We start from the raw sequence: 14,979 nt of genomic DNA on the forward strand, positions 1-14,979 counted from the left end.
GTTCAGGCGGCGCGCGTAGGCTTTTTCTTCAACACCGTCTGCTCGATCACGCGCGCGAGCGTGTCGAACGCCGGGCCGATCTTCTCGTTCGTCACGCAGGCGTATCCCAGCAATAGCCCACGTCGCGCGGGCGTCTCGCTGCTGTAGTAGGCGGCGAGCGGCCGCACGATCACGCCGGCATCGTAAGCGGCTGCCGTTACCGCGCGATCGTTCGCATGATCGGGCAGGCCGAGCACCAGATGCAGGCCGGCCTCGTCGCCCATCACCGGCAGTTCGTCGCCGAAACGCGCGGTGATCGCATCGATCAGAATCTGCCTGCGTTCTCCGTAAAGTGCGCGCATACGGCGAACATGTGAGGTGAGATGGCCGTCCATGATGAAGTCGGTCATCACCGCCTGCTGCATCAACTGCCCCTCGCGATATAGCTCGGCCACGCCCGTGCGGAACGTATCCACCAGATGCTCCGGTGCGATCATGTAGCCGATCCGCAAACCCGGAAACAGCATCTTCCCCAAACTCCCCACATAGATTACCTGGCCGGCGTCGTCGAGCCCTTGCAGCGACGCGAGCGGACGGCTGCCGTAGCGGAACTCGCTGTCGTAGTCGTCCTCGATGATCCAGACGTTGTGCTGGCGTGCGTATTCGAGCAACGTGCGGCGGCGCGCGAGACTCATCACCATGCCGAGCGGATATTGATGCGACGGCGTGACGAGCGCCAACCGCGGCGGCTGTTGCAGATCCTGCTCGCGCGGATTGAGGCCCTCGTCATCCACCGGCACCGGCACCAGCGTAATCCCTGACGATTGCAGCACGCTTCGCGCGCCCCAATAGCACGGCTCCTCCACCCACGCGCGATCGCCGACGTCGGTCAATAGACGCACGGCCAGATCGATCGACTGATGAATGCCCGTCGTGATGATGATCTGATCGGGCGTGCAATTCACCGAGCGCGCGACGCGCAGGTAATCGGACAGCGCGCGCCTTAAAGGCCGATAGCCGCCGCCCGGCGCATAGGTCAGCAGATCGGGATTGGCTTCCTTCCAGAGCCTTGCCTGCAAACGGCTCCAGGTACGCGCCGGAAATTCGGCGACGTCGGGCACGCCAGGCATGAACGCGCCCCACTGTTTGGCGGAGACGCCGGCCTGATCGATGAGCCTGCGTCCGCGCGTGGAGAGATCGCGTAGATCGCGTTTGGGCGGTTTCGAGCCCTCGGCGGCTTGATCGGCACCGTCCGCATCGACGCTCGTCACCGCCGGCTTCTTGCGCGTATTCACTGCTGCCGTGTCCGGCCGCGTGTCGGCGACATAGGTGCCGCTGCCGGTGGTCGAGATCACGTAGCCTTCGGCGGTCAACTGATCGTAGACGTGCAGCACCGTATTGCGCGCGATACCGAGGTCTTCGGCGAGCGTGCGCGAACTGGGCAGCTTGGTGCCGGGCGGCAGCTGGCCGGTCAGGATCGCCTGCTGCATCAGCCGCAACGTCTGCCTGTAGACCGGTTCGGCGGCCGTGCGGTCGAGCCGCGCGGCGAGCCAATCCGACAAGATCACGGTGTCCAAGTGGTTCTATCCAGAATAATGAAATGGTTCCATATTGTAGAACCGTATGGGACTATAGTGAGCTACGCAAATGTTGCTATCCCTCCGTTTCGACGAGGGAGTCAGCCGGACCGCAGAGGAGACGAGGGCATGAAAACCGATGACGTGATCGTCAGCTTTCGAGGTGTGCGCAAGACTTACGACGGCGAAACGCTGGTCGTCAAACAACTCGATCTGGATATCTATCAGGGCGAATTCCTGACGCTGCTCGGACCGTCGGGATCAGGGAAAACCACGTGTCTGATGATGCTGGCGGGCTTCGAATTCCCCACCGGCGGCGAGATCTGGCTCGACGGCACCCTGCTCAATACCGTGCCGCCGCACAAGCGCAACATCGGCATGGTGTTTCAGAACTACGCGCTGTTTCCTCATCTGACGGTTGAGCAGAACGTCGCGTATCCGCTTACGGTGCGCAAGCTCTCGGCGCAAGAGCGCGCGCATCGCACGAATAACGCGCTGAAGATGGTGCGTATGGAGAGTTTCGCCAAGCGTTACCCCGCGCAGCTTTCCGGCGGTCAGCAGCAACGTATCGCGTTGGCGCGGGCGCTCGTGTTCGAGCCGAAGCTTGTGCTGATGGACGAGCCACTCGGCGCACTCGACAAGCAGTTGCGCGAACACATGCAGTACGAACTTAAATCATTGCACGAGAAACTCGGCGTCACGTTCGTGTATGTCACGCACGACCAGGGCGAAGCGCTGACCATGTCCGACCGCGTCGCCGTGTTCGATAAAGGTATCGTGCAGCAACTCGATACCGTGGACCGTCTTTACGAATCGCCGTGCAACGAGTTCGTCGCGAACTTCATCGGCGACAGCAACAAGCTGCGCGGCACGATCGCGAACGTCGACGGCGAGTACTGCGAGTTTCATCTGATTGACGGCACGCGACTTACGGGACGTAATATCGGCGGCGCGCAGGCGGGCACGCCGGCGGTCGCGTGTATCCGGCCCGAGCGCATGAAGCTCGCTAACGGCGTGTCTCGGCCCGGCGCCAACGCGCTGAGCGGTGAGGCGCGCGGGCTGATTTATTTCGGCGACCACGTGCGTATGCGCTGTGGTCTGCCGGAACAGGACGAGTGTTTCGTGAAGGTGCCGCTCGGCACCGACGCACTCGAAACCTTCGCACCTGGCGCGCCCATCGCGCTCGAGTTTGCGCCCGAGCATCTGCGGGTGTTTGCAGGCGCGTGAAGTTGTTGGAGGCGTGGAGCGTAGGTCGTTCGATGCAGGCCAAAGAGGCAGTTCACCTAAGCAGCACATAACAAGTCGCACTGTACTTAGCTTGAAGTACACCACCAAAGGAGAGCAACACACCATGAGCAAGATCGGGAAATCGCGCTGCGCCATCGCTGTCGGTGCTGTGGCGCTCGCGCTGGGCGCCGCGCAAGTCAATGCAGCCGAACTGACGGTCGTCAATTTCGGCGGTGCGAATGGCGACGCGCAAAAGGTCGCATTCAACCAGCCGTTCGAAACGCAAACCAGCAATAAAGTGACCGCCGTCGAATACAACGGTGAGCAGGCCAAAGTGAAGGCGATGGTCGAAGCGAAGCACGTGAATTGGGACGTGGTGGAAGTTGAGTCGGGTGACATCGGCCGCGGCTGTGACGAAGGGCTGTACGAGAAGCTCGACTGGTCGAAGATTGGCAAGAAGTCGGATCTGATTCCGGAAGCGCCGCAAACTTGTGGCGTCGGTTTCTTCGTATGGTCGACGGCACTCGCGTACAACGCCGACAAGCTGAAAACCGCGCCGACCGGCTGGGCCGACTTCTGGGACGTGAAGAAATTCCCGGGTAAGCGCGCGATGCGCAAGGGGGCGCGTTACAACCTCGAATTCGCACTGATGGCCGACGGCGTGCCGCCGAAGGACGTCTACAAGGTGCTCGCCACCAAGGAAGGTCAGGACCGTGCGTTCAAGAAGCTCGACGAGCTGAAGCCAAATATCCAGTGGTGGGAAGCGGGCGCGCAGCCGCCGCAATTCCTTGTCGCGGGTGACGTGGTGATGTCGACTGCGTACAACGGTCGTATCGACGCCGCGCAGAAGGAAGGAAAGAACCTCAAGGTGGTGTGGAACGGCAGCATTTACGACCTCGACTACTGGGCGATTCCGAAGGGCACGCCGAACAAGGCGCTGGCCGAGAAGTACATCGCGTATTCGATTTCGTCGAAGCCGCAGCAGGATTACGCGCACAACATCGCGTACGGTCCGGTGAACGTGGCGGCCATCAAGGCGCTCGATCCGAAGACGCTGTCCAATCTGCCGAACTCGCCGGCTAACGGCAAGAACGCCGTGCTGCAGAACCTCTCGTTCTGGACCGATCATGGCGATGAGCTGGAGCAACGTTTTTCGTCTTGGGCTTCGAAGTAATTAGCTAGGTGTGAGAAGGCGCGGCTTTTATGGTGAAGCCGCGCCGTATCAATGCAATGAAACAAACGCAAACGCATGTCTTCGCGATGTGCGCGAGCGGCCGGATGCATGAGACCGGAGTAAGGGCTTTTGCATGGGGCAGGAGTAAGCGCTATGGGGCTAGAGTAAGCGCTATTGGGCTAGAGTAAGCGCTATTGGGCTAGAGTAAGCGCTAAAGTGCTAACTTCTAGCCGACACGCTAACTCTACCCGACACGCTAACTCCTGCCGACAGCTGAAGCGCTAACTCAGGATCGAGGAGACGAGGTGTGACTACGATGACGATCGCCGCCGATTCGACGCCTGAGTCGAATGTTCGACTTAAGCGGGAACTAAAGGCAGCGGAGGCGAAGAAGCGCGCAATGGCGCTGCTGCTGATTGCGCCGCTCGCCATTTTTCTGCTGCTGATTTTTGTCGTGCCGATCGGCGCGCTATTGACGCGGGCCGCGCAGAATCCGGAAGTGGTGAACGCCCTGCCGCATACGCTCAATGCGTTGAGCGGTTGGGATCGCAAGGCGCTGCCGCCCGATGCCGCGTACTCCGCGCTGGCCGTGGACTTGGCGGCGATTGCCGATAGCGATGGCATGGGCGCGCTGGCGCGACGGCTGAACGTGGAAATTCCAGGCTATCGCTCGTTGGTCGCAAAATCGGCTCACGCCATGCCGTTCGTCGACGACAACAGCAAGCCATTGACGCTCACGCCGGCCCAGATGCACGCGAAGTTCGTCGAACTCGACGAACGCTGGAACAACATCGCGTACTGGCAGGCGATCGCGAAGAATTCCGGTGCATATTCGCCGTTTTATCTGCTGGCCTCTTTGGACCACAAGCAGGATGGATTTGGTCACATCATCGAGACGGATCCGGACCAACAGATTTATCTCCACGTATTCAGCCGCACTTTCGTGATCGGCGCGGTCGTGACATTCTTTGCGCTGCTGCTCGGTTACCCGCTCGCTTACTGGATTTCGACGCTCTCCGATCGCCGCGCGAATCTGGTGATGATCCTCGTGCTGATTCCGTTCTGGACCTCGATCCTCGTACGCGTGGCCGCATGGATCGTGATTCTGCAAAGCGAAGGGTTGGTGAACAAGGCGCTGATCGCCAGCGGGCTTCTGCACGATCCGTTGTCGCTGCTGTTCAACCGCACGGGCGTGTACATCTCGATGACGCACATTCTGCTGCCGTTCATGATCCTGCCGCTGTATAGCGTGATGAAGTCGATCCCGCCGACCTATCAGCGCGCCGCGATCTCGCTTGGCAGTCATCCGTTCGCCGCGTTCTGGCGCGTGTATGTGCCGCAGACTTATCCGGGCATCGGCGCGGGTGCGTTGCTGGTGTTCATTCTGGCAATCGGCTACTACATCACGCCGGCCTTGCTCGGCGGACCGAACGATCAGATGGTCAGCTACTACGTCGCGTACTTCACCAACGTGACGATCAACTGGGGTATGGCGTGTGCGCTCGGCGGCTTGCTGCTCGCCGCGACGCTCGTGCTGTATGTCATCTACGGGCGCTTCACGCGTTCGTCCCTGAGCCTCGGCTGATCGCCTGAACGGAGCTTACTCGCGATGAAACTTGCCAAGCCCTTGTTTGCGCCGCATACGTCCTTGATTGAACGCGTGTGGTATTTCGCGTTGCGCGCGCTTGCCGTGCTGACGCTGCTGTATTTGATCCTGCCGGTGCTGGCGATTGTGCCGTTGTCGTTTTCTTCCAGCACGTTTCTGGTGTATCCGATTCCGGGCTGGTCGCTGCGCTGGTATGAGAACCTGATTGGCTCCGATGAATGGCGCATGGCGGCCAAAAACAGCTTTATCGTTGCGCCTTCGGCGACTGTCGTGGCGACGGTGCTCGGCACGTTGGCTGCGATCGGCCTGACCAAAGCGAATTTCCGCGGCAAGGCCCTACTGATGGCGGTTCTGATTTCGCCGATGATCGTGCCGGTGGTGGTGGTCGGCGTCGGCATGTATCTGTTTTTTGCGCCGCTTGGGCTGGCGAATACGTATATCGGGTTGATTCTTGCGCATGCGTCGCTCGGCGTGCCGTTCGTGGTGACGACGGTGGCGGCGACGTTGCAAGGCTTCAATTACAACCTGGTGCGTGCGAGTTTGTCGCTGGGTGCGAATCCTGTGAAGACGTTCTTCCGCATCACGTTGCCAGTGATTGCGCCGGGCGTGATTTCGGGCGCGCTGTTCGCGTTTGCTACCTCGTTTGACGAAGTGGTCGTGACGCTGTTCCTGGCTGGAGCGGATCAAACCACCCTGCCGCGTCAGATGTTCACCGGTATTCGCGAGAACATCAGCCCGACTATCGCGGCGTTGGCGACGATTTTGATCGTGTTTTCGACGTGTCTGTTGCTTGCGTTGGAATGGCTGCGGGGAAGGAATGCGGCACGGGCGGTGGCAGCGTAAGCGTCACGAGTTGAGCGGCAAGATTAAGGCGTCTGATGTTCTGCGTGGGGGAGACCGCGTTCTTCGCCACGATGCGCGTCATGTAGCAAGAAGCTCTGCTGCAGAGCCACGGCAACCCTTGCCAGCACGTCGTCCCAGTTGCCTCGCTGCGACTGGGTGAAGATGCGCAAGCTGGGATACCAGGGGCTGTCATCCCGACCGCACCCCCAGCGCCAGCATCCTGCGAAGCGGTTGAGCAACCAGACGCGTTTTCCCATCGCCGCAGCGAGATGCGCTACTGAGGTGTCGGCGGAGATGACTAAATCGAGGTTTTCTAACAGGGCTGCGGTGTCGGCAAAGTCGGTGAGCTCATCCGTCCAGTCAATTAGATGCCCGCGGCTTGCCTCACCGAGGCGCTTCGTCGGGTCATCAGTCTTTTGCAGGCTGACCCAGCGTACGTGCGGCAACGCTAGCAGCGGCGCGATTTGCGCGGGACTCAGACTGCGTAGCCGGTCAACATCTATGCCTGAATGACCGCCCGCCCAAACTATGCCGACGCGCGGCAATCCGGGATTCGGCAGGGCGGTGAGTCGCGCGCGCCACTCGCCGGCGCGGTCAGCGTCGGCGAACAGATAGGGGATGGTGGCTGGAACATTGTGGAATCGAGCGCCGAACGCCATTGGCAATGACATCAGAGGGCAGTACCAGTCCCAGTCGCTCAGATCCTCAGGTAATGCATCGATCAGCACGAGACCCGGCCAGCAGGAAGAAAATGATCGTTCGTAGAGACGCTGCAAGGAGGAAGGGCAAACATAGGCTACTTGCGAAAATCGTTCGAGCGCCAGTGGGAGATAACGCACAAACTGGAGGCTGTCACCGTACCCTTGTTCGTGAATGATGAGCAGGCGCGTGTTCCGTGCGGATTTTCTGTGCTCAACATCTGTTATTTCCGGGCTCTCGCCCTTCCATTGCGGCAACGGTAACTGTGGCCGTGCGGCTTGCGGCGTCCCATTGGAGTCCTCGAAACTGGCCCGGCGATCTTCGAAGAACGGCCACGCCTCTTCATAGCGCTCTGCCGCAAGCAGGGTATGGCCAAGATTGCTGCGCGCGCTGAGGTTGTCAGGAGCGAGTGCGATAGCACAACGGAAGCGCAGCTCCGCCTCGTCAAGTGCGCCCAATGCCTTGGAGATGAGGCCCAGGTTGTTGTGTGCTGCCGAGTTGCCTGGGTCGAGTTCGAGCGCCCGGCGATAGCTGATGGCCGACTCCTCAACGCGATCCTGGTACTGCAGCGCCAACGCATGGTTGTAGTGGAGTACCGGCAAGTCTGGCTGTAGCGCCAAACCTCGCGAGGCACTTTGAGCTGAACGGGCAAACGCGCGCAATCTGCACTGAATCACAGCCAGGGTGTTGTAGAAGACGGGATCGGGTCGGGCCTCGATCGCACGCTCAACCCACTCTGACGCAGCCTCGGTATGGCCTGATGCCAGCGTGACGAGGCCGCCTAAATGCAGGGAGTCGGCGTGACTTGGGTGTTGGCTCAGGATCAGATTGAGGATTGTCGCCGCAGTGTCGAAGTGTCCGGCATTGTGGGCCTGCAAGGCCTCGTTGTATAAGGTCGCAACGTCGTCGGACGACGCGTGAGCGAGAGTTTTCATGATTGGGAACGTCGGTTCGGCGCTTCGAACTTGAATGAGAGGTAGACGCTCCCCTCGTTTGCGCAGACACGCCATCACGCGGGAGGGTAAGCAAGCTTCAATTTTGTAGGCAGCTGAACGGATAGTCTTTAGGACCTTTCCGAGATACGCGACGTATTATGGCTACGCTCAGGGCGATTGCATGAAGCTCATAGGCCCAGCAGGCTGGCACGATATGGATCGTTGGCGCGAGCCTTGAGGCGGCGTATCTTCAGTCCTGCTTTTGTGTTTGTATCGAGCTTGAGCAGCGGTGCGCGCCCCGAAATGCGACGGATCTGACTGCCATGACCGTGCGGATATCGGAGCCCTACGGCGCGGCCGATACCTGCCATTCACCTCCCAGCGACTGAAACAACGCAGCCGTATCGGCAAACCGGTCGGCCTGTGCGCGGGTCCGGTCGAGCGCGGTTTGCAACACCTGGCGCTGCGTATCGAGCAGGCTGAACTGACTGACGCCGCCCGCCGAATACTGCGCTTGTGCGATAAGCAGACTCGCTTGCGCCTGCTGCGCGGCCTCGTCGCGAGCCCGCAGTTCGTGCGCATCGTCCTGTAGCGCTGTCAGCGTGTCAGCAACCTGCTGCAGCGCCTGCAGCACCGTCTGCTGATAATCAGCTAGAGCCGCATCATAAGCCGCTTGCGCGGAGCGCTTCTTTGCGCGCAGTTCGCCGCCGCGGAAAATCGGTTGGGTGAGATTCAGGCCGAAATTCCAGATATTCAGCCCGCTGACCACGTCCTGAATGTTCGTGCGTTCCGAACCGATCCCAGCCGAAATGGAAAATTGCGGAAACAGGTTCGCCGTTGCCACGCCGACATTCGCGCTCGCTTGATGTAACAACGCCTCCGATGCGCGGATATCAGGCCGTTCGCGCGCGAGCGTCGATGGCAATGTGAGCGGCAACGTATCCGGCAGATGCAGCGAATCGAGCGTCAGGTCTGCGAAGTCCGCCTTCGAGGGCGGCATGCCACGCAGGATAGCGAGTTGGTGGTCGGTCTGCGCAAGTTGTGTCGCGAGTGGCGGCAACGACGCACGGGTCTGCGCGAGCAGCGTGCGCTGGCTGCGCACATCGAGTTGCGAGACGCCGCCTGCTGCGAACCGCCCCTCGGTGATCTTGAGTTGCTGCGCCTGGGTGTCCGCGAGGCGCTGCGTCAAGGCGATCTGCTGCTTTAAAGACGCGCGCCGAACCACAGTCGAAACCACATTGCCGGCGAGCGAGAGCCGCGCCGCTTCGAACTCGAACGACTGATAGTCGACTTGCGCCATAAGCGCTTCCAGCGCCCGGCGATTGCCGCCGAAAATATCGAGCGCGTAGGACACGCTCACCGACGCGTTGTAAAGCGTAAACGGCCCCTGGTTGGGCACATTCGGAATGCCGAACGCCGCGATATCGACCCGCTGCCGCACGCCGGATACGGTCGCGTCGACAGCGGGGAATGCGGTCGCGCCGAATTGCGCGTTGTAGTTTTCGCGTGCCTCGATCAGCTTCGCGCGGGCTTGCGTGAGCGTGGGGCTTTGTTGCAGGGCCTGCTCGACGAGACGATTGAGCGCATCGGACTGAAACTGCTTCCACCACATCGGTGTCGCATGCTCAGCCGCGACAAATGTCTGCGATGCGCCAGCCACACCGCTGGCCGTGACGGTCCTGGCGGGTTGCGCTTCATGTGTATAGGTTTGCGTGTCAGGCGCCGCCGGCGGCTGAAAATCCGGCCCCACCGCGCAACCGCACAGCGCGACGACGGACAAGTAAGCGAGCGGCTTCATCGATCGATCCTCCTAGTCGAGCGTGCGCCGGTAGAAACGCAGCGCGACGCCCATCACGACGACCATGAACAGCGCCACGGGCCACACCGACGGCCACAGGTCGGCCCAGTCGTTTCCTTTGAGCAGGATGCCGCGAACCAGCCTGTTGAAATAGGTGAGCGGCAGCAGATTGCCGATGAATTGCGCCCAGCGTGGCATGCCCGCGAACGGGAACATGAAACCGGATAGCAACAGACTCGGCAGAAAATAGAACACGGTCAGTTGCATCGCCTGCAACTGATTCTGCGCAATCGACGAAAGCGTGATGCCGACCGTCAGATTCGCCGCGATAAACAGCAACGCAGCCAGATAGATTGCCAACAGGCTGCCGGCAAATGGCACCCCAAACACGAAGCGCGCCGCGGTCAGAATGATCGATGCCTGCACCAGCCCGATCATCACGTAAGGCACGATTTTGCCGGTCATTACTTCGATCGGTAGCACGGGCGTGGCGAGCAGGTTTTCCATCGTGCCGCGCTCGCGCTCGCGGGTGATGGCGAGGCCGGTCATCATCACCATCGTCATCGTCAGGATCACACCCATCAGACCCGGCACGACGTTGTATTGCGTGATGCCTTCGGGGTTGTAGAGGCGGTGCACCTGGACGTCGAAAGCGGCCGGAGTACCGTTCAGATGGGCGAGCACCCCGGTGATGTCCTTGTCCGCGACCGGTTGCACAAGGCCTGGCAGCGCGGCGAGCGCGGTGTTCGTCGCGGTGGGGTCGGTCGCATCGGCTTCGACCAGCAGCGAAGGACGTTCACCGCGCAGCAGACGCTTCGAAAAATCCACCGGCACCGACAACACGAACTGCACCCGGCCTTGGGCAAGAGCGCGGCGGCCGGCCTCCTCGTTGGGCAAGGATTCGACGATGTCGAAATAAGCGGAGTTTTTCATCGCGGCGATGAAGCTGCGCGAAAACGTGCTGTCGTCGCCGATGATGACAGCCGTTGGCAGATGCTTCGGGTCGGTATTGATCGCGAAGCCGAACAGCGTGAGCTGAATGACCGGCAGGCCGACGATCATCGCGAACGTGATGCGGTCGCGCTTTAACTGCAGAAATTCTTTGAGCACGATGCTCCACCAGCGCGACAGCGAAAACAGGACGCGCGTGCTCACGGTTGCGCCCCGTAGTTGTCGGTGGAGTGGCCCATCAGGTAGATGAACACGTCTTCAAGCCGGGTTTCGATGCGCTCGGCGCGCAGCGCAGTGCCCTCGGTTGCGTGCCTGATCGCAGCTTCGAGCGCGGCATGGTCGATGCCGCTGACGTGCAACGCCGAGCCGAATACGACGGTCTGATCGACGCCAGGTGTCTTGCGCAATTGTTCCGACAGTTTGCTCAGGTGCTCGCCGTAGATGGTCCAGGTCGCGAGATTCTGCGATTCGATCACGTCCTTCGAAGTGCCTTGCGCAAGCAGCTTGCCGTACGCGATGTACGCGAGCTTATGGCAGCGCTCGGCTTCATCCATGTAATGCGTGCTGACCAGTACCGAAATGCCGCGCGCGGCGAGGCGATGCAATTCCTCCCAGAATTCACGGCGTGCGTTCGGATCGACGCCTGCAGTCGGTTCGTCGAGTAACAGGAGCTGAGGCTCGTGCAGCATGCAGGCTGCAAGCGCGAGCCGCTGCTTCCAGCCGCCGGACAACGCACCGGTCAGCTGATCCGCGCGACTTTGCAGACCCAGCGATTCGAGCGAACGGTCAACCGCCTCGCGCCGGTTCGCCATCTGATAGATGCGGGCGACGAAGTCGAGGTTCTCGCGGATCGTCAGGTCGTCCCAATACGAGAAGCGTTGCGTCATATAGCCGACGTTGCGTTTGATCTGTGCGCTCTCGCGCACGATGTCGTAACCGAGACAGGTGCCGCTGCCCGAATCCGGTGTGAGCAGTCCGCACATCAAACGGATCGAGGTGGTCTTGCCGCTGCCGTTCGGTCCGAGAAAGCCGAAAATCTCGCCGTGCGCGACCTGCAATGTCACGTCGTTCACGACATGTTTATCGCCGAAGTGCTTGTTGAGCTTGTGCACGTCGATCGCGTATTGCGCATATTGCGGCGCGGGCGGTTTCATTGCAGGTTCACGGCAACGGGTTGGCCGGGGTGCAGCTTGACTGCGTCGGCGGCGGAAGAGCGGGCTTCGACCATGAACATCAGCTTCGCGCGGTTCTCATTGCTGTAGATCACCGGCGGTGTGTATTCGGCCTCGCTCGATATGTACGTGATTTTCGCTGGGACGTCGGCGGCGCATCCGTCGCAATGAATGGAAAGCGCACGGCCTGGCGCGAGCTTGCCGACCACGGTCTCCGGTACGAAGAAGCGCACTTTCACGTTCTGCGGCGGCAGCATCTGTACGACCGGATTGCCCGCTTGTACCCACTCTCCGACGCGATACAGCGTGTCGTAGACGAGTCCTGCCGCCGGTGCGTTGACGCGCTTCTGGTCGAGCTTCCATTGCGCCTGGGCGACGGCGGCCTGGGCGGCTTCGACTTGCGCGCTCTGCGCAGTGATTTGCTGCGAACGGCCGGGGAGCTGCGCGACGTCGACCTGGTTGCTCAGTTCCCGCACTTGCGCGGCGGTGGCGTCTGCGTTGGCGCGCGAATCGTCGAGTTGTGCTTTCGGGATGCCACCCGCGCGGTACTGCGCTTCATCGCGCGTGAGTTGCAGCGCTGCCTTGCGCGCATTGGCGACCGCTTGCGCGAGTTGCGCTTTGGTGACGTTCACTTCTGGACGGCGCTTGCCGGTTTGGATATCGGCTAGCTGTGCGCGTGCCGCGGCGAGTTGCCGTTGGGCCTGCTGCAAAGCGGCGGTTTCGTCGACAGATTCGAGCGTGAATACCGGTGCGCTTGCGTCGACGGTCTGTCCTCGTGCGACCGTCAACTGCGTGAGCTTGCCGGATTGCGACGAGCCGAGATACACGAACTCGCCCTCGATATAGCCCTGATAGACGTTGTTGTCGCGATGCGAACAGGCTGCGAGGACCGTCGCCGCGAGCAGCAGACAAACGCAGGCGCTGCAAGGACGACTCATGACTGGCTCCCGGTGTCTTTGCGGTTGCGGCGTACTGATGAAGGCTTCGGCTGTTGCGCCTGCGCTCGCGATTGTGTTTGTGTTTGTGTATGCACTCGCACCGATGCCATATGTGGCGCTGGCTGCATGCCGCCGATCAGCAGTGTGGTCACATGCCGACGCAACGCGTCACGCTCTATGACGGGCAGGCCACGCGCGCTTTGCCAGATCTTCGCCGTGGCGAGCGGCAGCATCACGAGCGCCAGAATTGAGTTGAATAGCAACATCGCTTCCAGGTCGCCATTGACTGTGCCGTCCTGCTGAGCGTGTGAAACGCGGCTGCTGAAGCGCTTGATGTTGTCGAACGGGATGCGCTGGATCATTCGTTCACGCAGCAGGCCACCTTCGTTGACGATCTCCCGCAGCCAGAGTGGCGGCAACCACGGCATGCGGTCCGTCACGTCAAACAGGCGCGCGACGAATTCGTGAACCAGTGCGAAGGGATCGCTCACGGCGTCTTCAACGGCCGGGCGCCAGACGAATTTCGCCGCAGGGGCGAGCCGCTCGTCAGCCACTGCGTCGAGCAGCTTTTCGCGATTCGTGAAGTAGTAATGGACCAGTGCCGACGTGACGCCCGCTTCGCTCGCGATCTGCGCGACCGTCGTGGCCGCGATGCCGCGTTCGGAAAAAAGCCGCGTCGCGGTATCGAGCAGATGTTCGCGCACATCGAAGTCCCCGACGGCCGGGCGGCGGCCGAGTGGTTTTACGGGAGAACGCCTCGGGTTCATCAATCCAGACTAATTGATGAGTTAGTTAAATTCAAGAAGGGCGTTGCCGTATGCGGTCCGCATTATCGACGGCCTGTCCGTCTGACAGAACTCTAGGAATCTTCCCATTCCATGCCGCTTTGCGTCTGTTCATACTCAAAACTTCTTAAAAGTGAATGCGTTCTTCGCAAGGATTTCATGAAATTTCAGTTAACGCTGCTGGCATGTGCGCTGGCTTTGTCGGGTTGCGCGGGGCAGGCCGCACGAGACCGACTCGGTATCGAAGACCCGACCGTTCTGAAGACTGGCATCGGCGTGGCACAAGACGCGGCCGCTGGCGCGCCGACGCCTCAATGGTTTAGCACCTATGCGCCAATCACAAGCGGCGGCGAGGCGCTTGCTGGCCTGCAACAGCAGTTGGACAAATTGCCCGGTGACAAGAACAGTTATTTTCACGCAAAGGCTCAGTGCTGGATTAATGCCGGACAGGAGGAGTGGCGCGCCCGTGACCAATGGGGTTTCGTCCAGGAAGCCATCGGTCAGGCGGCGATGATCACGATCGGCCTGCAAAACGGCACGGCGTTGTCCGCTGCTAATCAGGAATTGCGCACGGTGTCGACGGTGCGTCCCGACTTGTGGAAGATCGTCAATGTGATCAAGAGCGATCCAGCCACGGCCCGTTGCCCGGAGGCACAACAGCCGCTCGCCTGTGCTGAGGTAGAACTGATCCATGCAGGACATTACGCATGGAGACGCAATTTCCCTGCCGCTGAGAAAGCGCTGCCCGGCATCCAAAGCGAATTGCAGAAATCGGCGGAAGCGGCGTTGCAATGCGCCAAACCGCAGAAGGCCGAGTCGGCGGCTGTGCAAACGATCACGCTCAGAGCCGATTCGGCATTCCGCTTCGACAGCGGCGACGAAACCGGCATGCTGCCGGGCGGCAAGGCGCAACTCGACGAAGTGGTCGCGGGTCTGCAGCAGGTGAAGGGCATTCGCCAGTTACACATCAACGGTTACACCGACCGCCTTGGCAGCGACGCGTACAACCAGAAGCTCTCGTTGCAGCGTGCGCAAACTGTGCGGGAATATCTGCGCAACCGCGGCGTGACGTTGCCAATAACGGCGCAGGGGCACGGTAAGGCAAATCCGCTGGCGGAATGCTCGCAGACGAAGCGCGATGAACTGGTGCAATGCCTGGCGCCGAACCGGCGTGTCGAAATCGATTTCGTGCGCGATCAGGGCTAATCCGGCGATTGACGCGCCATTATCGTTTTCAATCCCAAGCGTACGCTCATCAAGTCAACCTGTCCGCGTACTGTGATTGACAGGTATTT

General features: G+C 60.8%; 12 protein-coding genes. 5 read left to right on the forward strand and 7 right to left on the reverse strand.

The annotated features are described in order from the left end of the window. Nucleotides 1–2: 2 nt before the first annotated feature. Nucleotides 3–1,556, reverse strand: coding sequence for a PLP-dependent aminotransferase family protein (locus AYM40_RS21975; RefSeq protein WP_063498385.1), 1,554 nt, complete (start codon nt 1,554–1,556; stop codon nt 3–5). 129 nt (nt 1,557–1,685) lie between these two features. Between AYM40_RS21975 and AYM40_RS21980 the strand changes: the two genes are divergently transcribed. The 4 genes from AYM40_RS21980 to AYM40_RS21995 all read left to right on the forward strand — a co-directional run bounded on the left by AYM40_RS21980 (nt 1,686) and on the right by AYM40_RS21995 (nt 6,406). Then, on the forward strand, nt 1,686–2,783 hold the full coding sequence (locus AYM40_RS21980) for an ABC transporter ATP-binding protein (RefSeq protein WP_063498386.1): 1,098 nt from the start codon (nt 1,686–1,688) through the stop codon (nt 2,781–2,783). A gap of 124 nt (nt 2,784–2,907) precedes the next feature. Beyond that, nucleotides 2,908–3,957, forward strand: coding sequence for an ABC transporter substrate-binding protein (locus tag AYM40_RS21985; RefSeq protein WP_063498387.1), 1,050 nt, complete (start codon nt 2,908–2,910; stop codon nt 3,955–3,957). Nucleotides 3,958–4,273: 316 nt separating this feature from the next. Continuing rightward, complete coding sequence (locus AYM40_RS21990; RefSeq protein WP_181448468.1) at nt 4,274–5,542, forward strand: ABC transporter permease; 1,269 nt, start codon at nt 4,274–4,276, stop codon at nt 5,540–5,542. Nucleotides 5,543–5,566: 24 nt separating this feature from the next. Further along, the gene (locus AYM40_RS21995) at nt 5,567–6,406 is read left to right on the forward strand and encodes an ABC transporter permease (protein WP_063498389.1); all 840 of its coding nucleotides are present in this window, start codon (nt 5,567–5,569) and stop codon (nt 6,404–6,406) included. A 23-nt stretch (nt 6,407–6,429) separates the two neighbouring features. Here the strand turns inward: AYM40_RS21995 and AYM40_RS22000 are convergent, their stop codons facing one another. The 6 genes from AYM40_RS22000 to AYM40_RS22025 all read right to left on the reverse strand — a co-directional run bounded on the left by AYM40_RS22000 (nt 6,430) and on the right by AYM40_RS22025 (nt 13,666). Continuing rightward, nucleotides 6,430–8,040: a tetratricopeptide repeat protein gene (locus AYM40_RS22000; protein WP_063498390.1), complete on the reverse strand. Its 1,611-nt coding sequence runs from the start codon at nt 8,038–8,040 to the stop codon at nt 6,430–6,432. A gap of 346 nt (nt 8,041–8,386) precedes the next feature. After that, a complete protein-coding gene (locus tag AYM40_RS22005; RefSeq protein ID WP_063498391.1) occupies nt 8,387–9,838 on the reverse strand; it encodes an efflux transporter outer membrane subunit in 1,452 nt (483 codons plus the stop codon). A 12-nt stretch (nt 9,839–9,850) separates the two neighbouring features. Further along, a complete protein-coding gene (locus AYM40_RS22010) occupies nt 9,851–10,993 on the reverse strand; it encodes an ABC transporter permease (protein ID WP_063498392.1) in 1,143 nt (380 codons plus the stop codon). Beyond that, a complete protein-coding gene (locus AYM40_RS22015) occupies nt 10,990–11,943 on the reverse strand; it encodes an ABC transporter ATP-binding protein (protein ID WP_063498393.1) in 954 nt (317 codons plus the stop codon). The genes AYM40_RS22010 and AYM40_RS22015 overlap by 4 nt, the downstream gene beginning before the upstream one ends. Beyond that, nucleotides 11,940–12,899 carry an HlyD family secretion protein gene (locus tag AYM40_RS22020; RefSeq protein ID WP_063498394.1) on the reverse strand — a complete coding sequence of 320 codons (960 nt, stop codon included), beginning with the start codon at nt 12,897–12,899 and terminating at the stop codon, nt 11,940–11,942. Before AYM40_RS22020 ends, AYM40_RS22015 begins: the two co-directional genes overlap by 4 nt. After that, nucleotides 12,896–13,666: a TetR/AcrR family transcriptional regulator gene (locus AYM40_RS22025; RefSeq protein WP_063498395.1), complete on the reverse strand. Its 771-nt coding sequence runs from the start codon at nt 13,664–13,666 to the stop codon at nt 12,896–12,898. The genes AYM40_RS22020 and AYM40_RS22025 overlap by 4 nt, the downstream gene beginning before the upstream one ends. Before the next feature lie 177 nt (nt 13,667–13,843). On the opposite strand from AYM40_RS22025, the gene AYM40_RS22030 reads away from it, so the two are divergent. Beyond that, a complete protein-coding gene (locus AYM40_RS22030; protein ID WP_063498396.1) occupies nt 13,844–14,890 on the forward strand; it encodes an OmpA family protein in 1,047 nt (348 codons plus the stop codon). The last annotated feature ends 89 nt before the right edge of the window (nt 14,891–14,979 follow it).

The sequence above is a fragment of the Paraburkholderia phytofirmans OLGA172 genome (genome assembly GCF_001634365.1).
Taxonomy (GTDB): domain Bacteria; phylum Pseudomonadota; class Gammaproteobacteria; order Burkholderiales; family Burkholderiaceae; genus Paraburkholderia.

Excerpts from the sequence above, each read along its gene's own strand:
- AYM40_RS22005 (WP_063498391.1), bottom strand. The coding sequence starts at position 9,838 with ATGAAGCCGCTCGCTTACTTGTCCGTCGTCGCGCTGTGCGGTTGCGCG.
- AYM40_RS21995 (WP_063498389.1), top strand. The coding sequence starts at position 5,567 with ATGAAACTTGCCAAGCCCTTGTTTGCGCCGCATACGTCCTTGATTGAA.
- AYM40_RS22020 (WP_063498394.1), bottom strand. The coding sequence starts at position 12,899 with ATGAGTCGTCCTTGCAGCGCCTGCGTTTGTCTGCTGCTCGCGGCGACG.
- AYM40_RS22025 (WP_063498395.1), bottom strand. The coding sequence starts at position 13,666 with ATGAACCCGAGGCGTTCTCCCGTAAAACCACTCGGCCGCCGCCCGGCC.
- AYM40_RS21990 (WP_181448468.1), top strand. The coding sequence starts at position 4,274 with ATGACGATCGCCGCCGATTCGACGCCTGAGTCGAATGTTCGACTTAAG.
- AYM40_RS22015 (WP_063498393.1), bottom strand. The coding sequence starts at position 11,943 with ATGAAACCGCCCGCGCCGCAATATGCGCAATACGCGATCGACGTGCAC.
- AYM40_RS21980 (WP_063498386.1), top strand. The coding sequence starts at position 1,686 with ATGAAAACCGATGACGTGATCGTCAGCTTTCGAGGTGTGCGCAAGACT.
- AYM40_RS22030 (WP_063498396.1), top strand. The coding sequence starts at position 13,844 with ATGAAATTTCAGTTAACGCTGCTGGCATGTGCGCTGGCTTTGTCGGGT.
- AYM40_RS22000 (WP_063498390.1), bottom strand. The coding sequence starts at position 8,040 with ATGAAAACTCTCGCTCACGCGTCGTCCGACGACGTTGCGACCTTATAC.
- AYM40_RS21985 (WP_063498387.1), top strand. The coding sequence starts at position 2,908 with ATGAGCAAGATCGGGAAATCGCGCTGCGCCATCGCTGTCGGTGCTGTG.